Raw genomic sequence first — 20,691 nt, forward strand, 5'->3', positions numbered from 1 at the left:
CTGCGCGGTCAGGCGCCCTGGGTGGCGTCCTGGGTCGCTTCCCGAGTGGCGTCCTGGGTGGCGAACTGGGTCCGGTAGAGGTCCGCGTACAGTCCACCGGCGGCGAGCAGCTCGGCATGGGTCCCGCACTCACGGACACGACCGGCGTCGAGGACGACGATCTCGTCGGCCCGCCGCACGGTGGAGAGCCGGTGCGCGATGACGATAGAGGTCCGGCCCGCCATCGCGGAGTCCAGCGCCAGCTGGACCGCCGCCTCGGACTCGGAGTCCAGGTGCGCCGTCGCCTCGTCGAGGACGACGACGCGCGGCGAGCGCAGCAGCAGCCGCGCGATGGCGACGCGCTGCTTCTCGCCCCCGGAGAGCCGGTGGCCCCGGTCCCCCACCACGGTCTCGAGGCCGTCCGGGAGCCGGCGCACCAGGGGCTCGACGTGGGCGGCGCGCAGGGCTGCCATGAGCTCGTCCTCGGTCGCGTCGGGACGTGCGTAGAGCAGGTTCGCGCGCAGGGTGTCGTGGAACAGGTGCGCGTCCTGGGTGACCACGCCGACCGCCTCGTGCACGCTGGCCTCGCGGGCGACGCGCAGCTCCACGCCCCCGATCCGGACCGTGCCGGAGGTGGGGTCGTACAGCCGCGCCACCAGGGTGGACAGGGTGGTCTTCCCGGCACCGGAAGGCCCGACGAGGGCGAGCATCGAGCCCGGATCGGCACGCAGGGAGACGCCGGAAAGCACCTCCTCGTCGGGGTGACGCAGCGAGTCGTCGTCCACGCCGTCGTCCTCGGTGGCCGGCCGCGGGGCCGGGGTGCCGTTGAGGGACGATCCGCCGTCGGGCAGGCCCTCGAGGGAGGCGAGGGAGACCTGCTCGGCGCTCGGGTAGGCGAAGTGCACGTCCTCGAGCTCGACGGAGAGCGGGCCGTCGGGTAAGGCGACGGCGTCGTCCGCGTCCCGCAGGAGCGGGCGCAGGTCGAGGACCTCGAAGACGCGCTCGAAGCTGACGAGGGCACTCATCACGTCGACCTGGACGTTGCTCAGCGCGGTCACCGGGCCGTAGAGGCGCCCGAGCAGGCCGGCGAAGGCGACCAGTGTGCCGACCGTGACGGCGCCGTCGATGGCGAGGATGCCTCCGAAGCCGTAGACCAATGCCGTGGCCAGGGAGGCCATCGCGCCCAGTGCGGCGAAGAAGACGCGGCTGCTCATGGCGGTCTTCACGCCGATGTCGCGGACCGCGGCGGCCTTGCCCGCGAACTCCTCCTCCTCGCGGCCCGGCGCACCGAACAGCTTGACCAGCAGTGCGCCGCCGACGTTGAACCGCTCCGTCATGCGGTTGCCCAGCTCGGCGTTGAGCTCCATGCCCTGGCGGTTCAGGCCGGCCAGACGCCTGCCCACGCGCCGCGCGGGCAGGAGCAGGAACGGCACCACGACGAGCGCGAGGAGCGTGATCTGCCAGGACAGGACCACCATGGTCGCCAGCACCACCACGACCGAGATGACGTTGGAGACGACGCCGGACAGCGTCGAGGTGAACGCGCGCTGCGCGCCGATGACGTCGGAGTTCAGCCTCGTGACGAGGGAGCCGGTCTGGCTGCGGGTGAAGAAGGCCATCGACTGGCGCTGCACGTGCGAGAAGACGTCCGTGCGCAGGTCGTAGATGAGGCCCTCGCCGATGCGGGCGGAGAACCAGCGCTGCAGCAGCGTGAGCGCCGCCTCGCCGATCGCCACGACGGCGACGAGCGAGGCGAGGATGATGACGAGGCGGCGGTCGCCGTCGTTGACGCCGTCGTCGATGATGCGCTGCAGCAGCAGGGGCGTGGCGACGACCAGCAGGGCACCGGCGACCAGCAGAACCAGGAACCAGGCGATCTGGAACCGGTACGGGCGGGCGTAGCCGATCACCCGGCCGGTGGTGCCGCGCGTCAGGCGGTGGTCGGTCACCGTGGCGTCCTGGTGGAGGCTGCGTCCGATGCCGCGGCCGCCACCCATCGTGCCCATGCCGCCCATGCTCATCGCCCTGGACCAGCCCCCTCACGCCGACGATGTCGCTGCTCCACCGGCGCGCGACCTCGCTGTCAGCGTCCCCCACCGTGTCCGGCCGGACCAAACATTTCAGCGCACAGCAGAGTCGGTGAGCCGGACCGGTAGGTGGAGCGGTCGGCCGGTGGCGCGACCAATGCGGACCGGGTTTGTGGTCAGTCACCGTCGACAGGTTCTATCAGTCGGGTGCGACGTGTGACAGGACGTCGTCGCGAACGCCCGCACATAGTTCCCAACTTGAGTCATGATGGCGGACGACCCGGCTTGTCGTCCTTCTCGGGGCGGGGCCGAAAAGCGGAGGATCTATGTTGAGTCTTCGACCACGGGGCCAGGGAGACGCCTCTCGCCGGATCGTCGTCGTCCATCCGTCGCCGGACGTGTACGGCTCGGACCGCCAGCTCGCGGAGAGCGTCGAGGGCCTGGTGGGGCACGGCTGGTTGCCCGAGGTCGTGCTGCCCGCCGAAGGCCCCCTGCGGGCCCTGCTCGAGGACCGGGGCGCACGAGTTCGTGTCAGCGACTTCCCCGTGCTGCGCAAGGCGCTGCTCCGACCGCGCGCGTTCCTGCTTTTTATGCTCCGGTCCCCCGCCACGTTGTGGCGCCTGCGGGCGGACCTCCGCCGGTCAGACGCGGCCGCCATCTATGTCAACACGCTGACGATCCCGCTGTGGGTGTTCGCCGCGCGGTCCGCCGGCGTCCCGGTGGTCTGCCACAGTCATGAGGCCGAACTGGTCGCGCGACCTCTCCAGCTCGCACTCGCCGCGCCGCTGCTGCTGGCTGACCGCGTGATCGCCAACAGCGTTGCCACCAGGACCGTGTTGACCACGACGATCCCTCGGCTATCTGCCCGCATCGTCGTCGTGCACAACGGGATTCCGGACGCCGGACGGCCCGCCCCGCCGCGTCCTCGGCGCGCCGGTGATCAGGTTCGGCTCGTCCTGGTCAGCCGGCTCTCCCCGCGCAAAGGCATCCACGTCGCCCTGGACGCCGTCGCCCTGCTCCGGGAGCGAGGGCGTTCGGTGACACTCGACATCTGCGGGAGCACGTTCCGGGGGTACGAGTGGTACGAACGGGACCTGGAGACTCGCGTCCAGGAGCTGGATCTGTCAGACGTCGTGACCTTCCACGGGTTCGTTGCCCCCACCCGGCCGCTGCTGGAAGCTGCCGATGTCGTGCTCGTGCCGTCGTTCGGGGAGTCCTTCGGCAACGTTGCCGTGGAGGGCATGCTCGCGGCGCGCCCGGTAGTGGCGTCCGACGTCCAGGGACTGGCCGAGGTGATCGAAGACGGACGTTCAGGCATCCTCGTCGAACCGGGTTCGGTGGAGGGGCTTGCCGACGCGGTTGCCAGCTTGAGCGACGACCCGGTTCTCGCGGCGCGCCTCGGCGCGACCGGACGTGAGGAGGCCACCACCAGATTCGGGGTCGAGCAGTACCGCTCTCGAATCGCGACGCTGCTGCTCCAGACGGCCCGGGCGCACAACGGCTTCCGGCGCCGAACCACCTCTCGGGTGTGGCGGCTCGTTCGCAGCGCTCAACGTCGTCCCGGCCAGGCCAGGTACCGGTACCGCGGCGAGTAGGCGGAGCCGTCGATGACCTCCAGCCAGTTAGCGCGGTTGAGAGTGTGCAGACGGTTGCCCGTCCAGCCCTCCCCTGGGGTGAGCCTGGCGACGACCCGCTGCTCGAACTCGTCGTCATCCAGGCGGGTGATCTCGGCCAGAGCCAGTGCGGCGCCATATCCCTGACGTCCGTCCTGCACGGGTCGGATCAGTCGGCCGTCCCGGTGCACCACCCGGCCGCCGGGACGAGCCGCAGCTATGTCGACGAGCACGGGGTTGCGAACGTGGGCTCTCCACGGACCCCGGAGCCGGTCGGCGGACCAGAGGTGGAGAGCGTCGGAGTAGGAACCACCGTGGCGAACCGTGGCAGAGAGCCACCATCGCCCGCCGTGCCGGAACGGGGTCGCGTCACTGACCTCCATGCCTTCGAGCAAGACTTCCTCCCGGACCCAGCCAGACGGGAACGCAGTCGATCGGTACAGCTCAAGCGTCCCGGCCCCGGAGGTCTCAGGGATCATCCAGAACTCGCCCTCGTCCTCGAGCACGAAGGGGTAGGACAGGTGCGCCGAGTGCTCCAGCACCGGCCACGGAATTCCCTTCGGCCCGTCACGGTCGAACTCGACGACCGAGATAACTCCTTTGCCCAGCCGATGCTCGAAGTCCTCGAGGAACAGGTATGTCGCGCCTCCGACGGCGATCGGGAAGGGATCGGCATAGAAATGCCGTCCGTCATCCTCGAGCTCTTGCCACCCCGCTGAGGGAAGGGCTCCCAGGTCGACGACATCGGGTCCGTCGACGTGTCGCCACCCCACGCGCCAGTGAGGGGCCCGATAGAGCAGCTGGTAGACCCGACGAATCGCTGCACGAGCGACCGACCTGCCCGCGTGCCGCAGCGCCACACCACGTCGCACCTGGGCGGACTCGCCAGCCTCGAGGTCGATCACTGCCCCACCATCGAGCGCAGCGTGGACGAGTTGTGTGCACCCCGCAAGAACATCCTCGAAAGCAGCAACGCTCACACCGGGGTTCTCGGTGCCCGGGCGGCCAACGGCCAGAATACGGCCGGCCGCGAGGTCGACCACCCGGACCACCGGCGGCCGTCCGGACAGCAGAGCGGCGATCAGGGCGTCTTCGCCCGCGCGACCGTCGAACGTCACGTGCCACGTGGGAAGCTCGTCGTCGGCGTCGCCGGCGAGGTCGAGCACCAGATCAACGCTCAGCTGGCCGTCGAGGTAGGGGTCGAACTGACCTTCGCTCACGGTCGCCGAGCGTCCACGTGGCAGTCCGTGCAGCGTTCGCTCGAGCGCGAAGAGCCGCTCGACCTCGCGAGCCACAGACCTGGACGGGCCTACGGACCACCGGACGACGACCTCGAGATCCGACCGTTCCGCGAGCGCGACGACGACCTCATGGTGCCACTGACGCAGCTCGCGACGATCGAGCCGGACTGCGAGACGCACTCTTACCCCTTCGGTGCGCGTCGGTGCGCGCGGCGGTGAACGGGCCCTCATGCTAGCTGTGGGACCGCGGTCCGGACCTGCTTTTCGCGTCGGCGACCGGCCAGCTCGTCAGACCGTTTCGACGACCTTCTGCGTCGACAAGATGTCGGAACGAGGGCACGATCCCAGAACCTCTTGTTTTCCTGACCCAGAGCGCCTCCGCATTCACCGGATGCGGCCTACCGTGTCACCAACCCTTCGACTACCCAGGTCCACGCCGAGAGGGTGTGACGATGCCGCCCACGTTGCGTCCGATGCTGTCGCGTCTCCCGCACCGCGCTTTCGGCGCGCTCGCCGGCCAGGTGAGCCTCGCCCTCAGCAGCTTCACTCTTCAGGTGATCGCGAGTCGGGAGCTCGGGGCTGACGGATTCGGGACGTACGCGCTGCTCTTCGGTGCGATTGTGATGGCGACCGCCCTGACGACCGGTCTGCTGGGTGACTCGCTCACGGTCCTGGACCGGCACGATCCCGCGGTCCGGGTCGCGTTGGTCCGGCTCGCTGCGATTCTCGTCGTCGTCCTGGCGTTGACAGGCTTCGGATTTGCGAGGACGGCAATCTCGCCCGCCGCAGCGGCGTTCTTCGCGATCGCCCTGGCCGCCTTCGTCGCGGCGGATCTCGGCCGTCGGCTGCTCATGGCGAACCTGCGGTTCTGGTCTCTCGTGCTCATCGACTCGGCGGGATTCGTGGCCATGCTCAGCGTCGTCGTCGTCTTCGGGCGGACCGGGCCGCTGACACTCGCCCACTTTCTCGCAGCTCTCGCCACCGGCCAGATCGTGGCGGCGGTGCTCGCCGTCACCCGCCTGCCGGCCGCCGAGCGCCGGTTGCGACTGCGCGGACGGGGAGACTACCGGGCGGTGGTGGCGTACGGCTCATGGAGAGCGCTGCAGCAGTTCGTACGGCCGACGATGCTGAACGGGGCACGCGCCGTTGTCCTCATCGTCGGCGGTGTCGCAGCCGTCGGCGAACTCGAGGTCGCGCGTGTGTTCGTGTCGCCCGCAATGTTGCTCGTGCAGGGCTTCGGCTCATACCTCTTCTCTTCGTACGCCGCCGACCGTGCCAAGGGTTCCCGGACACTGCTGCGCCGCGCCGACCGTGCTGCGGCGGTCATGCTGACCGGCGCGGTGATCGTTGCGGGCGCCGCCGCCCTGCTGCTCCCCTACGTCGGGCCCCTGCTCACCGCCGGCAGATTCGAGATAGGCCTGGTGGCCACACTGGGCTGGGCCTGCTACGCCGCGTCATGTGCGGCGGTCCTGCCCTACGGCAGTCTCGCCGCCGTGCAGGGACGGCAGCAGTGGGTCTTGGTGATCCGCCTAGTCGACTCGGTCCTGGCGCTGTCGCTGGCCGCCGTCATGCTGATCGGCTTCGGCGCCGCGACGGAGATCGCGCCCTGGCTGCTCTCGATCGGGTCGTTCGTCGGTGGCCTGCTGTGCCGCCAGCTGCTGCTACGTCCACGCGTCCGCGACGAGACCACCACGCCGGTCCAGGTGGCGGTATGACGCAGGCACAACAGCTGGAGCGAACCGCTGTCGAACCTGCGGCCATGGTGCGCGCGTTCACCGTCAAGCCGTTCCCTCTCTTCTTCACCTACCTCCTGCTGCTCGTCGCTTCGGTGCCGTGGCGAAAGGGCGAGTACTACTCGGGTGGCATCGACGTCGTCGTCGTGGCCAAGGCCGCACTGACCACGCTGGCCGTCGTGCTTGCGCTGCTGATGCGGCGGCCACCCGGCTCTTGGGCCAGGATGCGTGCCGCACCCGTCTTCTGGCTCGGCGGCTACCTGCTCATCTCCGTCGTCGGCGGCATCATCCATGCCGACGGCCTACCGGCAATCGTGCTGGCCGGCCGGCTGTCGCTCCTGGCGTTCTCGCTGGTGCTCATCACCGTCAGCTATCGCTGGTACGAGGTCATCACGGCACTCAGCAGCGCGATGTTGGTCCTGGCTGGTTTCGGCGCACTCACCGGTCTCGGGTCACTGGCCGAGACCGGTCGGCTGTACGGCGGGACCCCTCCGTTGAACGCCAACGGCATCTGCCTGATGGTGAGCGTCCCGGTGATCGTGCTGACGTGGAAGGCGATCCGCGCCACCGCCTCCAGCCTCGAGCTGGCGGCGATCGTTCCCCTGCTGGGCGTCATCTGGTTAACGGGGTCCCGGACCGGTCTAACCGTGCTGATGGTCCTGATGACGTTGCTTTTGGTCACGGCGCGCCGAGTTCCATCCGGGGTGGTCGGCGCAGCCGCCGTCGCCGGCGCGACGCTGGTGTTCGCTGCCGTCCTGACGCCATACGTCATCGCGTATGTCGGTCGCGGCGATCCCGCCGGCCTCATGACGCTGAACTCTCGTACCGTCGCGTGGGGCGCTGCCGTGGACTACGCCGACACGATCTCCCAGCAGCTCGTCGGCAACGGTCTCGCCCTGAAGGAGATTCCGGTCACGGCTCTCTACCGCGACGAACAGATCCTTGACAGCTCCTGGGTGTCTGCACTGATCCAGGTGGGGTATGCGGGGAGCGCGCTCCTGTTGCTTTTCGTGCTCGTCACGTTGTTGCACGCGTTTCGTCTACCACGTCCTGAGCGCCTGCTCGTGGGCTCCATGGCACTGCTGGTGACACTCATCAGCGTGCTCGAGAGCGGGTTGTTCGACACCGCCCCGTTGTTCATCGTCTTCTTCACGATGGCTCTTCTGGCTCGCCGGATCGAGGACCGCTCGAGCGGCTAGAGTCGCGCGGCGTCGTGGCCGTATCCGCCGTCGTTCCCGCGTTGACTCCGCGCGGCGATCGCAACAGTGCCGTTGCGCGACGAGCGCGGAGCGAGCGGCGTCGGGCCGGCCGGCTCCCGGGCACGTCGACACGAACTCAAACCGACGGTTCAGGCTCTTAGCCGAGCGTTCTGCTGGTCGGGCAGTGGAGTCCTGTGCACGTCGCCGGTCACGGCCCGAACTCGGCGGGCGGCAGGGTCGCGCCGTCCGACTCCGGCCCGCACCGTGCCAAGCAGGGTCAGGCGCGTCTCACGCCCCGTCTCGAGACAAGCCTCCAACTGCTCCATGGTGGTCTTCCCGGCACGAACCACGAGGACGACACCGTCCAGTGCGCGCGCCACGACGATGGCGTCGGAAACGTCGAGCATGGCTCCGGCGCTGTAGATCACGACGTCGAACCGTGATCGCAGATCGGCGATCAGCAGCTCCATCTCTTGCGACCCGAGCAGATCGGCCGGGTCTAGCGGCAGGTAGCCGGCCGGGAGGATGGTGACGCCCCACTCCTCGCGTGAGGTGAGCGCCGTGTCGAGCCCGACATCGCCTACGAGCACGTCGGACAGCCCGACGGTGGTGTCGATGGAGAACGCCTGGGAGATCGTCGGGTGGCGAAGATTTGCGTCGACCAGGCACACCTTCGCGCCGGTCAACGCCCAGCTGATCGCCAGGTTCGCGGCCACGTGAGTCTCGTCCTCACCGGTCGGGGTCGCGACAGCGAAGTGACTGGCCTCCTGATCCGCATCGGTGAGCTTCAGCGTCGCCTTGATGCTCCGGTAGCGCTCCGCCTCCGGTGAGCGATAGTTCATCGCCGCGAGCCGGTCCCTCTCCACCGGCTTGGACCCCACCGTCGACCCGAGCGGCATCACACCGGTCACGTCCCGGATGTCGTCGACAGTCTTGACGCGGCGGTCGAAGTGGTGCCGGAGCAACGCAATCACGAGACCGATCGAGCCACCGGCGACCACACCCAGCAGCAGATTGAGGACAGCTCGAGGCGACGACGGCGTCACCGGTACGTCTGCGGGCTTCGTCATCGTGACCTTGACCGTGGAAGCCGCCAAGCCCCTGGGTGTCTCGAGTTCCTCGATCATGGCGCCGAGCTGGTGGGAGACTTCGTTGGCGATCAGCGCAGAGCGTTGGGGGTCGGTGTCCTGAACTGACACCTCGAGCAGCACGCTGCCTGCCGGGCTGGTGACGTCGATCATCTGTCGTAGCCCGCGCGTCGAAACGTCGAGGTCCAGCTCTTCGATCACGGAGTCCAGCACGGCTGGGCTCGAGCTCAGGGCGGAGTACGAAGCCATCCGCTGCACCGCGAACTGCGATCCCTGGAAGATCTCTCCGGAGCCTGCGGGATCGACCTCGGCTACCGTGACGAAGGACGTGGCCATCGCCGTGTACTGCTTCTCGGCGAGGAGGTTCAACGTCAGCGCGACGAGCACACCGATCAGGACAGCCGAAACCCAGATCCGCCAACGCCTCTGCAGCAGCACGAGGTACTCGAGGAACGTCATGTCCACCCCTTCGGGGAGTCCGCACCGCCTCGGACGGGTGGTCCGGTACGAGCGGTCGGCTCCATTCTCAGGCCGAGAATACCTGCGCTCCCCGCGCCATCGATCGGCTTTGCCGCAGGAATCTCTCAAGATTGCCTCGACGGAGCCGGGTCCGCCGAGCTACCGACTGGTCACGCCAGCCGCGAGCCCGGACAGAGCACAATTCCAAGGACGCCCCTCCCACCGGCAGCAGATTGCCCCTACACTGATTGGGCAGGGGTGCCAGCTGGAACGTGAGCGGGTGCACATGCAGCCAGGACATCGCCGGAGTCGCTCGACCACGCAGAATTGGGCCGTAGGGGTCGTGCTGGCCCTTGCGCTGGGTTCGGGTGGTGCGGCCGCCATGTTGGCCCGCTCAAGTTCGACCGTGCAAGCCGTACCGTCTGCGGAGGTCGTCGAGGGACTGAGCAGGACGATCCACGTGGCCGAAGATGGCGACGATGAGTCGCCGGGCACCGCCGCGGCACCTTTCGGCACCATCGAGGCAGCGATCCGAGAATCGAACGGCGGCGACACGGTCGTGCTGCACGATGGCACCTACCGCGAATCCCTCACGATCGAGGGCCGGCCGGGCCTGAGGCTGGTCGCGGCCCCGGGGGCGGAGGTCTGGCTGGACGGATCCGTCGTCGTGCCACGCTGGTCCAAGGAGGGCGAGCGGTGGGTCTCCGAGGGCTGGAGCGTCGGTTTCGATGCCAGTCCGACGTACGCCTGGGGCGAGTTGGACCATGACATGCCTGGGTGGAGCTTCGTGGACGCCCGCTACCCGATGGCGTCGCACCCGGACCAGGTATGGGTAGACGGCGCCCGTCAACTGCAGGTCGCCTCGGAGGGCGATGTCGGGAAAGGGACCTTCTACGTCGACTACCGGAATGACCGGTTGATCCTGGGGAGCGACCCGGCTGGTCGGACCGTGACAGCGAGCACGGAGGCCCGCGCGTTACGGATTCGCAGCGCCGACATGCTGGTCCGTGGCATCGGTATCCGTCACTACGCACCGTCCGTGCCGCACATGGGCGCTGTCACTGTGGAGGCGCCCGACGTCACGTTCGAGGATGTCGCGGTTACCGACAGTTCCACGACGGGCGTGCATGTGCTGAGCCGTGGGGTGAGGCTGCAGGACGTCGTTCTCGAGCGCAACGGAATGATGGGGCTCAGCGCGACGGACGCGGACGGTCTGGAACTGGTGCGTCTCACGGTCCGCGACAACAACCTTGAGCGGTTCAACCAGTCACCCGCGGCGGGCGGCGCGAAGATTGGACGCTCCGCGGGCGTCGTTGTCCAGGACAGCCTATTCACGGACAACCTGGCCAACGGCCTCTGGTTCGACGAGTCCTCGTACGACCTCGCCATCTTGCGCTCTCGGTTCCTCGACAACACCGGACACGGCATCTCGATCGAGGTCTCCGGCAAGGCGAACGTGCTGGGCAACGTCATCGCGCGCAACGGCGGCAACGGGCTCAAGCTGAACGATGCCGAAGTGGTCGAGGTGTGGAACAACACGTTCGCCGACAACGACAGATCGATCAACATCGTGCAGGACGATCGCGACTTGAACCCGCGGGGCACGTACCGCGATCCTGACGTGCCGCTCACCTGGAAGACCCAAGGCGTGGACATCCGCAACAACGTCATTGCCCACACGGGCGAGGCGGCGGTGGATCCCTGGATGCGGTCACGAACGTGTCTGCTGTGCGTGGAGGACTTCAGCGGGCGGTGGACTGCGGCGGAGATGGATGTCACCGCACTGGGCAACGTCTATCAACGGCCGGACGACACCTCGCCGCGGTGGATCGTGGTGTGGTCCCGTCGCAACGAGGATCCCTACGTGTTCCGCAGCGTGGCGGCTTTCCGCCGAACCGTGTACCAGGAGGACACTGGCGCCGAGCTCACGGGGATTTCTGCCCTGTCCGAGGGCCTGCAGCCCTTGCCGGTTCTCGAGCGCCTGGACGGTTACGTCGCACAGCCGCTGCCCGAGGAGCTCGCCGAGCTCGTCGGCAGACCTGAGGGAGACCGGCATCTCGGGACCTGGATTCGATGACGCCACCGGGAGAGGGTGGCGCGGCGTCGTGACGAGGCGAAGCGCTCCTGACCGCGGCTTCCCCGGTTCCGTTCGGCCCCGAGGATCGCCGCTCGGCGCCTATGCTCCTCGGGTCCTCAGAGAACGCACAGCCAATCTTCGGATCCAGCGGGGTCGGAATGCCCGAAGGAGGGCATCGAGTCAGCCTCGATGTATCTCGGCTGCCTGGTCGAAATGGAAAGACTTGATGACGGAGCAGTCGCCAACGTTCAGCATCGCCATGGTGGGAACCCGCGGAGTGCCCGCTCGTTACGGGGGCTTCGAGACGTGCATCGAAGAGGTCGGCCGCCGCCTCGCCGACCGAGGCCACCACGTCGTCGTCTACTGCCGTCGGGCGGGCGAAGACCGCCAAAGCTCGAGGAGCCACCTCGGGATGGATCTGGTACACCTGCCGGCGATGCGCCGGCGGTCGTTGGAGACGCTGAGCCACAGCGCTCTGTCAGTCGCACACCTGGCGCGTCACCGCACCGACGTCGCTCTCGTCTTCAACGCCGCCAATGCCCCCCTGCTCCCGATGATCCGGGCGCGAAGGATTCCGGTGGCCACCCACGTCGACGGCCTCGAGTGGCTCCGCAGCAAATGGGGCCCCGCCGGCCGACGCTATTACCGCGGCGCCGAGGCGCTCGCCGTGCGCTGGTCGGACGCGGTGATCGCCGACGCACCGGGCATCGCGAACTACTACCGCGACGAGTTCGACGCCGCGACATCCCTGATCTCCTACGGGGCGCCACTCATCGAGCCCGGTCACGAGCGGCTCGGCGAGCTGGACCTGGAACCGCAGGGCTACCACCTCGTGGTCGCCCGGTTCGAGCCGGAGAACCACGTCCACATGATCGTCGAGGGCTACCGTCGCAGCTCTGCTCGGCTGCCACTGGTTGTCGTGGGATCGGCACCGTACGCCGACCGCTACACCGCGCATCTCCACCGGCTAGCCGATGACCGGGTCCGTTTCCTCGGCGGCGTCTGGGACAGCGATCTGCTCGACCAGCTCTACGCGAACTGCTTCTCGTACATCCATGGTCATTCAGTCGGTGGAACCAACCCGTCCCTGCTGCGAGCGATCGGGGCCGGGGCGCCGTGCCTCGCGTTCGATGTCTCGTTCAACCGGGGCGTCCTCGGAGCTGCCGGGAAGTACTTCGCGAGCAGCGACGAGGTCCGCGTCGCGCTGGAACGGGCAGAGCGTGACCCCGGCGGACAACAGGATCGCGGCACTGTCTCGCGGGAGCGCGCCAGGACGTACCGGTGGGACGACGTCGCCGACTCTTACGAGGAGCTTTGCCGTCGCCTCGTCATGGGGCCCGTCCAGCGTCGGGCTTCGGGGCGGAGGCGGTCCGTTCGCGAACGCTCGGAGGCCCCCGCAGAGGCACCGTCGGTCTAAGCTCAGCTGGCTTCGCGACGTCGTGCGCCGCTACGCCGATGTCCCGAGGCGCGAGACGTCCCGATACCACCGGGGCAGGCCGAGGAACAGGTAACCCGCGGTACCGAGCATGAGAACGCCGTAGAGCGTGAGGAAGACCGCCGGCCACGCCAGTGTCAAAAAGATGAGGCAGAGAATCCCGTAGTCGGTCGGCGCAACAAGCACGGAGCGGAGCACCGACGGCCGAGAGTCCGTGGGCTCGGCCAGCACCGGACCGCTCGGCCGGCGCAGGCTGTCCGTGAGGATGAAGCTGAAGAACAGCACGGTATCGACAATGCTGTAGAAGAGCGGGACGAGCAGGATGAGATCGTTGGGCAGCTCGGCGAACCGGTACAGCGACACGAGAACCGCGAGGTGGATGGTCGCCGTCTTGGCGCTGTCGCACACATGGTCCAGCCACCCGCCTGCCGGCGATCCGCGGGCCAGCAGCCGGGCAAGCTGCCCGTCCGCGGAGTCTAGGCCGTAACCGGTCATGAGCAGCAGGGCGATGATCGCGGACATGGCGGGAGAGGGCGGTACGACCGCCACAAGAAGGATGCCGCTGAACGTGAACACCGCGCTGATGCCAGTGACCTGGTTCGGCGTCAGGCCCAGCTGGTGCGCCAGCGCAGCGAGAAGCCGACCCAGCGGTCGGTTGACCAGCCGAGAGTAGATCGGGGCGCCGCGGTTAGACTTCTGCGCGGCTCTGAGCGCGCGGACAGAATCTGCGAAGGTCGTGCTCGTCGTCGGTCCCATCTCTCCGGCTCCTTGTCTTCGCGCGAGTCGGCTCCTGCGCGCGTTGTGACTCGTCAGAATAGGCCGGAAGGCGTGCCGGCGGATCGGGTTCGGTACGGGCGCCCCTGGACGGGGTGTCCGCGAGCCGTTGAGGAAGGCCCCGATGCCAGCTGCGTGGCGGCCGAACGAGACTGAAGCCGGCGCCCTGATCCAACCCCCTCAGTACGATTTACAGATGGCCGACCACAGTGCCGGGGCCACGCAACGAATCCTCGGCCGCTCGCAGGAGCTCGACAGGATCGACGAGATGGTTCAACGTCTCGCGACCGGCCGAGGCAGCGTCATCGTGCTGATCGGGCCACCCGGAACGGGGTTGACGACTTTGTTGCACGAGACGATCGTCAGGGCGGGTGAGTCCGTTCCGGACGTGCGAGCGGTGCACGTGCCGAGCGGACTGCTCGCGGGCGACCCGCGTGCCGCCGTGACGGCGATCGCCTCGGGCGGCGTCGCCGACATGTACCGGCAGTTCGCCGACGCAGCTGAACCGCCGCTGGCAGACGCCGGAGCGGCGCTGGCGCTCGACGATCCTCGCCTGATCCGTCTCGGGGTGGACGCGCTTCGCGCCCTGAGCGAGGAACGCCCGCTGCTCGTCAGCGTTGACGACCTCCCGGTTACGGACGAAGCCTTCTTCAGACCTCTGACGTCGCTGGCGGCCGGGATCGCCGATCTGCCGGTCATGGTCGTGGCCACGAGCCACTTGCTGCCGAGGAGCTCGTTCGAAGAAAGCCCGGTGGGGCCGTTGTGGGTTCGACCGGTACCACCGCTCGGCGTTGCGGAGTCCGTCGAGCTGGTCCGCGCTGCGGCCGGCAGGTGGGTTCCCCGGGCGGTGGCCGCGACCATTCGCGACCGCACGGGGGGCATCCCGGGCGACCTGCACGCCGTGTGTCTCGCGCTCGAGCCGGAGCAGCTCGCGGGAGCCGAGCCGCTTCCTGACGTCCTGCCGGCTTCGCCCGTCGCGGCGGAGACCTACCGCCAGTGGTGGCACTCACGGGGCCCAAAGGAGCGGCTGCTCGTTCTCGCCGCTGCTGTCGCCATCAGCCCGGACCGAGATGTGCTCGAAGAATGCGCCGATGTGGCGTTGGCGGATGTGATTGGGCCTGACGGCAGGTCCGTCCTTCGGGAGGAGCACGGGCGCGTCACCGCCCACGACCCACAGCTGCTGTCCGCCGTCCATGCGCTGAGCTCGCCGCGCGAGGTAAGGGCCGCACAGACCACGCTCGCGGCTTGCTACCCACACGCTTCGCTCGACAGGCACTGGCTCGAGCTGCGGTCGGGGACGCAACCCACGAGCGAGCTGCTCGACACGCTCGTCGAGCATGCCGGCGCGCTCCTGGACCGCGGCGATACCGCGCTGGTTCAGTCCCTCGTCAGTGACGTCGCACGACGCCTCGGCCGGACGACCCCGCCGGCCGAGCTTTTGCTGCTCGGGGGCGTTGCCGCGCTGTACTGCGGTCATTCCTCCCGCGCGGTGTCGCTCCTGACCGGCGTCGTCGGCGACGCGCCCGCCACCCTGTTCCGGACCTTTCCGCTGCTGCTTGTCGCCCTGACGTACCAGGACAACGGTGTCCCGCACCATCTCGTCGCCTCGTGGCTCGCGCGGTTGGCGGAGGAGCAGCCTGGTGCGGCCGCGTCGATCTCCGCCCTCGCCTCCCGGCTGTGCGTCCAGTATGGGGACGAGGAGGGTTCCCGGCGGTACCTCGAGCGGGCTGAGTCGTTGGTGAGCAGCGGTGCACTCGCGGACCCGGGGCCGGTCACCGAGCTCCCGGTCACCCGGGCGCTAGCGGGTCACCGGTCGCCGGGCGGCCCTCCCGACCCTGTCGCAGTCCTCGGCGTCCGGCGCCCGGGCCTCGACATAGTCGGATGGCTGCTCGAGCTTCAGGGCCTGGCGCAGCTGATCGACAGCGGTGAGTGGGGCCACGCGCGGGCTGTCGTCTCGGATCTGCGTACAAAGGTGCGCCGTTGTCCGGCACCGCTCCTCCGCGCGGAGCTGACACTGCTGTCGGTCCGGCTGCACCTCTGGACGGGCGAGTACCGCCTTGCCGAGCAGGTTGTCGCCTCAGCCGTCGAGCAGAGACTTCCGCTGCACGTTCCCCAAGGAGGAGCCGGAGTTTCGCTGCTCGCTCAGACAGCCATGCTCCGAGGTCGGGAGACAGAGGCGAAGGACTGGCTGATCGACCTCGACGAGCTCGCGCAGGACGCGCAGAGGCACTCTCCCGTCCTTGCCGCGGCGCTCCACGAGGCGCTCGGCCTCCGCGCTTTGCTCGACGACCGATCAGCTGAAGCCGTCGAGCACCTCACCCGGGCGGCGCGGGAGTGGCGTGTGCTGCCCTCGACGCTGATCGACCTGGCGCATCTCCTGTGGCAGGCGGGAAGGTGCGAGGAGCACGGTGAAGCCGTCGCGCTCCTTCGCGCCCACGTCGACGGCAGCGACACGGCGGACGTCAGCAGTCTGCCTGCCGCGCTCGAACTGCTGCGCGCCCGGACAGAAGCGCTCGTCAGCGTCGTCGTCTCGGTGGCACGAGCCACCCGCGACTCGGTGCCTCCCGCCCACGAGGCTCATCTGCTCGAGTTCGCCGCGGACCGTGTCGGTGCCCTGACCGCAGAGCAATACGCGGCGCAGGCTCGCGAGGCCGGAGCGGATCTCCCGGAACAGGCGGAGGCGTATCGGCTGTTGTTGCTCGAGCGGGCCCGATACCTGCACGAGAAGTCCGCGGCCGTCGCCCGCATGCGCCGGACGGAACGCGAGATCGCTCGACTCCACGCCTTGGCGACGAGGAGCGACGCCGACATCAGCACCCTCACTGCCGAGGAGCTGACGATCGCGCGACTCGTGCAACGAGGCGCGACGAACCGAGAGATCGCCGGCGCGCTGTATGTCTCGGTCCGCACGGTCGAGCTCAGGCTGACCGGTATTTACCGAAAGATGGAGATCAGTACGCGCAAAGAGCTCCGTCGGCTTGCGAGCCTCGCACCGGCAGACCGAACCGCCCGCTAACCGGCTGGCGTCGCAAGGGCTTCCGCGAGGAAGGCACGGAGCATCGTGGACGACGTGGAGGGCGTGTAAGGCAGGTAGATGACCCTGGCCCCCACCTCCCACATCTCGGCCTCCAACCGGTCGCCCTTCGCCGTCCCGAGCCAGTCATCGCCCTTGAAGAGCACGTCGAACCGATTGGCGCGCCACGCGAGACGCTTGTCGGCGCCCAGGTCGGGCACGACGTCATCGACGAACCGCAGGCTCGAGACGATCTCCAGCCTCTCGGCGTGGGGCACGACCGGCAGTCGACCCTTCATCGCGACGAGGGAATCATCGGTGGCCACTCCCACGACGAGGCGGTCACACCGCGCCCGAGCGGCGCGAAGGATGTTGAGGTGCCCGATGTGGAACATGTCGAACCCACCTGGCACGTAGCCAACCTCGCCTGCAACCGCGTCTTTCATCGCGTGCGTCCTCACCTCGAGAATCATCGAGCTCTTGATGGCTCCGCGAGACATCCTTCCCACGATCCAGCGCGTCTAGGCCCGGACGCGGGGATCCTTGCGGTCACGCTGCGGGAAATGCGGGCCCGCCGCCGCGGGGAGCCGCCCACACTGCTCATGTCACGGACGAGTGGAGCCAGACATGAGCAAAGACACCTCATCATCACGACGCCGCACCCGGCTCGTCGTCATCGCCACTGCCCTCATCGTGGCGGTCGTCGTCGCCTGGGCTCTTTCGGTGTCGGGGGGCGAAGAGCCAACCGCAACGGGTGAAGGCGGCCAGGTGTCCTCCCAGTCGACAGGGACGGCGCCCACGTCCGAGTCGTCGGACACACCGTCGGCGGAGTCGCCGGACACACCGTCGGCGGAACCGTCCTCACCGTCGCCCGAGCCGCCCGACGCAACGACCATGCCGGCGCCTGACGCCGGCACGCCCGGCACGATCGGTGAGGGCAAGACGGAAGCCGTCGAGCCGGTCTCGGTCAAGGATCCTGTCGCGTTGGACGCCACTGGCGACTTCGGGACGGGCCTCACCGTCGAGCTGGCGGCGATCGAGCAGGTGCAGGGCGTCGCACGTGCTCCTGGGGAGATCGCGGGTCCTGCCCTGGCAGTGACCGTAGAGGCGACGAACGGCTCCGACGAGGCGACGTCTCTCGACGGCGTCGTCGTCTCCCTGAGCTACGGCGAGAACCGTACTCCGGCCAGCGGCTTCAGCAAGGGCAGCTCACCGTTGCGCGGCATTCTGGCCGCAGGGTCGTCCGTCAGGGGCACCTACGTCATCGCGGTCCCGGAGGGCCAGCGGGAAGACGTCCGTGTCGAGATCAGCTACACGGGCAGCGCACCGACCGTCGCCTTCGCGGGTGCTGTGAAGTGATCACCAAGTCCGTTCGTCCGGGAGCACAGCAGCTCAAGCATGCGCTCGCCGAAGGCGCCGGGTTCCGATACTCGAAATGTGGGGTTCGATCACGTTGAACAGTTCCAAGAACTCGCCAGGACGGGTCTCGACGAGGCTGCGGTCATTGATCGCCTGGTCGTCCACCGTCGCCCTGACCGTCGTGACCATCGGCCTCGTCGGTGCATCGACGGCGCAGGCCGACACCGCGCCAGCCGATCCCGGCGACGCGGCCACCCCGGTCACGGTGTCCGCCGACGCATTGCCCACACCTCAGATCAATGGCGTCGTTTGGTCTATGGCCATGGTCGGCGATGTCGTCTACGCCGGTGGAAGCTTCTCCAACGCGCGGCCGGCGGGCTCGGCACCGGGGCAGAGCACGGTTCCGCGCGCGAACATCATGGCTTTCGATGTCGCCACCGGGCAGATGACCTCGTTCGCGCCCACGTTCAACCAGCAGGTGCGATCTGTCGCCGTCTCCCCGGACCAGACCCGGATCTATGTGGGCGGCGACTTCACGTCTGTCAACGGTCAGCCGCGCCAGCGGATCGCCGCCTTCGACGCGGCCACCGGCGCCCTGCTGCCCAGCTTTGCGCCGCCGATGAATTACCACGTCCGTGCGATCGTCGCCACCAACACCAAGGTCTTCGTCGGGGGAAATTTCACCGGCGTCGGCAGTGCCGATCGCGGGAGACTCGCCGCGTTCAACGCCTCGAACGGTGCGCTGCTCGACTGGGCTCCCCAGGCCACCGGCGGCATCGTTGACGCGATCACGATCAACCCGGAGGGCACGAAGGTCGCCGTCGGCGGCGGTTTCACCGAACTCAACGGGTCGAGCAATCCGGGATATGGGCTGGGCATGGTCGACGCCACGACCGGGATCAGCCTGCCGTTCGAGACCAACGAGTGGGTGCGCAACGGCACGTCCAACGGATCGATCGACACCCTGTCCACCGACGGCACCTACATCTACGGCGGCGGCTGGACATTCGGCAAGAGCGGCGGAACCTGGGAAGGGGTCTTCGCCGCGAGCTGGGACGACGGTAAGGTCCACTGGCTCAACGACTGCCACGGCGACACCTACGGGGTATACCCGGTCGGTGACGTCATCTACACAGCCGGTCACGCGCACTACTGCGAGAACATCGACGGCATTCGCCAAGGCGCCGGTGGAGTCGGTGACTACCCGTACTATCGGGCGGTCGCTTTCGGTCGCGAACCCACCGGCACGGCGTCCTGGGAACCGGACCAGGGACGCTACTACAACTTCGAGGGCCAGCCGACCTCGTCACAGCTCGGGTGGTACCCCAGCCTCAACGCCGGCACCTACACCGGCCAGTACCAGGGGCCATGGAGCGTCGTCGGGAACAGCGACTACGTCGTCATGGGTGGTGAGTTCACGCGGGTCAACGGCACGAGCCAGCAGGGGCTGACCCGGTTCACGGTGAGCGACGAGGCACCAAACGACCAGGGCCCGACCCTGTTCAACAACACCTATCCCCTCAACGTCAGTTCGACGGAGGCGGGCGAGGTACGGGTGAACTGGAGCACCAACGAGGACATCGACAACGAGAACCTGACCTACCGGGTCTATCGCGACAGCCAGAACGGAGCGGGCCTCATCCACACGCGCACGGCAGAGGCGAAGTTCTGGAACCCGTACACCATGGGCGTCACCGACAGCGGGCTCACTCCAGGATCGACGCATCGGTACCGCGTCGCCGTGACCGACCCGTTCGGCAACATCGCCAACTCACCGTGGACCAACGTCACGGTCGCGTCGAACGGAACGAACAGCGCATACGTCGACGCCGTACACCAGGACGAGCCGACCAGCTACTGGCGGATGGGTCAGACCTCGGGCTCCACAATCGGCGACCACGTCGGGTTCCATCCCCTCACGACCTTCGCAGGTGTGTCCGGGGGTGCCGACGGTGCGATCGCCGGAGACGACGACGACGCGGCGCACTTCACCGGTACCAGCAGCGGGATGGCCGTGACGGCCAGCCCGGGCAACCCGCCGGACGTCTTCACGATCGAGGCCTGGTTCAGGACCACGACCGATGATGGCGGCCGGATCGTCGGGTGGAGCAACCGCAACACTTCACGGGACTCCAGCAAGCACGACCGCCAGATCTACATGGACAACTCCGGCCGCATCCATTTCGGCGTCAAGCCGAACGCCAACCGGCGCGTTCTCAGCAGCTCCGCCTCTTACAACGACGGTGACTGGCACCATGTGGTCGCGACCCTGTCCAAGAAGGGCATGGTGCTCTTCCTCGACGGAGTTTCGGTCGGCTCACGCGCCGACGTCACGGTCGGCGAGCATCTCTCGATCGGCTACTGGCGCATCGGCGGTGACACGCTCAGCGGGTGGCCCTCGACACCGTCGAGCGGGTACTTTGCGGGCGACATCGACGAGGTCGCCATCTACAAGACCGAGCTCTCTGTCGGCGACGTCGCTGCCCACCACGCTGCCGGGACCGGGGCCGAGATGCCGAACATCGGCCCCCTCGCTGCCTTCGACGCCGACACCGACGCGTTGACGGTCGCTGTGGACGGGTCCGACTCGAGCGACCCGGACGGCACCATCGCGTCCTACGAGTGGGACTTCGGTGACGACGAGACCGCCACCGGCGCCCAGGCCAGCCACACCTACGACGAGGCGGGCACCTA

At 68.3% G+C, this 20,691-nt stretch carries 13 protein-coding genes; 8 read left to right on the forward strand and 5 right to left on the reverse strand.

Annotated elements, in window-relative coordinates:
- Positions 1-8: 8 nt before the first annotated feature.
- Positions 9-1,976 carry an ABC transporter ATP-binding protein gene (locus ABD907_RS08020; RefSeq protein ID WP_345215740.1) on the reverse strand — a complete coding sequence of 656 codons (1,968 nt, stop codon included), beginning with the start codon at positions 1,974-1,976 and terminating at the stop codon, positions 9-11.
- A 359-nt stretch (positions 1,977-2,335) separates the two neighbouring features.
- On the opposite strand from ABD907_RS08020, the gene ABD907_RS08025 reads away from it, so the two are divergent.
- Positions 2,336-3,601 (forward strand): glycosyltransferase family 4 protein, encoded by a 1,266-nt coding sequence (locus tag ABD907_RS08025; protein WP_345215720.1) that lies wholly within the window; start codon positions 2,336-2,338, stop codon positions 3,599-3,601.
- On the opposite strand, the gene ABD907_RS08030 is transcribed toward ABD907_RS08025, so the two are convergent.
- Positions 3,556-5,040, reverse strand: coding sequence for a glucosamine inositolphosphorylceramide transferase family protein (locus ABD907_RS08030; protein ID WP_345215721.1), 1,485 nt, complete (start codon positions 5,038-5,040; stop codon positions 3,556-3,558). The two genes, ABD907_RS08025 and ABD907_RS08030, sit on opposite strands and share 46 nt — an antisense overlap.
- Before the next feature lie 293 nt (positions 5,041-5,333).
- Here ABD907_RS08030 and ABD907_RS08035 point away from each other — a divergent pair, with 293 nt between their 5' ends.
- Together ABD907_RS08035 and ABD907_RS08040 are read left to right on the forward strand one after the other, a co-directional pair.
- On the forward strand, positions 5,334-6,575 hold the full coding sequence (locus ABD907_RS08035; protein ID WP_345215722.1) for a polysaccharide biosynthesis protein: 1,242 nt from the start codon (positions 5,334-5,336) through the stop codon (positions 6,573-6,575).
- Positions 6,572-7,792 (forward strand): hypothetical protein, encoded by a 1,221-nt coding sequence (locus tag ABD907_RS08040; protein ID WP_345215723.1) that lies wholly within the window; start codon positions 6,572-6,574, stop codon positions 7,790-7,792. Before ABD907_RS08035 ends, ABD907_RS08040 begins: the two co-directional genes overlap by 4 nt.
- Positions 7,793-7,941: 149 nt before the next feature.
- Here the strand turns inward: ABD907_RS08040 and ABD907_RS08045 are convergent, their stop codons facing one another.
- Positions 7,942-9,339, reverse strand: coding sequence for a tyrosine-protein kinase domain-containing protein (locus ABD907_RS08045; RefSeq protein ID WP_345215724.1), 1,398 nt, complete (start codon positions 9,337-9,339; stop codon positions 7,942-7,944).
- Positions 9,340-9,448: 109 nt separating this feature from the next.
- Here ABD907_RS08045 and ABD907_RS08050 point away from each other — a divergent pair, with 109 nt between their 5' ends.
- Together ABD907_RS08050 and ABD907_RS08055 are read left to right on the forward strand one after the other, a co-directional pair.
- Positions 9,449-11,416 (forward strand): right-handed parallel beta-helix repeat-containing protein, encoded by a 1,968-nt coding sequence (locus ABD907_RS08050; protein ID WP_345215725.1) that lies wholly within the window; start codon positions 9,449-9,451, stop codon positions 11,414-11,416.
- 226 nt (positions 11,417-11,642) lie between these two features.
- Positions 11,643-12,833, forward strand: coding sequence for a DUF1972 domain-containing protein (locus ABD907_RS08055; RefSeq protein ID WP_345215726.1), 1,191 nt, complete (start codon positions 11,643-11,645; stop codon positions 12,831-12,833).
- 30 nt (positions 12,834-12,863) lie between these two features.
- Here the strand turns inward: ABD907_RS08055 and ABD907_RS08060 are convergent, their stop codons facing one another.
- The gene (locus tag ABD907_RS08060) at positions 12,864-13,607 is read right to left on the reverse strand and encodes a CDP-alcohol phosphatidyltransferase family protein (protein WP_345215727.1); all 744 of its coding nucleotides are present in this window, start codon (positions 13,605-13,607) and stop codon (positions 12,864-12,866) included.
- A 214-nt stretch (positions 13,608-13,821) separates the two neighbouring features.
- On the opposite strand from ABD907_RS08060, the gene ABD907_RS08065 reads away from it, so the two are divergent.
- The gene (locus tag ABD907_RS08065; protein ID WP_345215728.1) at positions 13,822-16,641 is read left to right on the forward strand and encodes a helix-turn-helix transcriptional regulator; all 2,820 of its coding nucleotides are present in this window, start codon (positions 13,822-13,824) and stop codon (positions 16,639-16,641) included.
- Here the strand turns inward: ABD907_RS08065 and ABD907_RS08070 are convergent.
- Entirely contained in the window at positions 16,638-17,084 is a 447-nt protein-coding gene (locus ABD907_RS08070) for an FAD synthase family protein (RefSeq protein WP_345215729.1), read from the reverse strand. The two genes, ABD907_RS08065 and ABD907_RS08070, sit on opposite strands and share 4 nt — an antisense overlap.
- A gap of 448 nt (positions 17,085-17,532) precedes the next feature.
- Here ABD907_RS08070 and ABD907_RS08075 point away from each other — a divergent pair, with 448 nt between their 5' ends.
- Positions 17,533-17,997: a hypothetical protein gene (locus tag ABD907_RS08075; protein ID WP_345215730.1), complete on the forward strand. Its 465-nt coding sequence runs from the start codon at positions 17,533-17,535 to the stop codon at positions 17,995-17,997.
- A 145-nt stretch (positions 17,998-18,142) separates the two neighbouring features.
- A partial coding sequence (locus ABD907_RS08080; RefSeq protein ID WP_345215731.1) for a LamG-like jellyroll fold domain-containing protein occupies positions 18,143-20,691 on the forward strand: 2,549 nt, incomplete at its 3' end.

It is taken from the genome of Georgenia halophila (assembly GCF_039541595.1).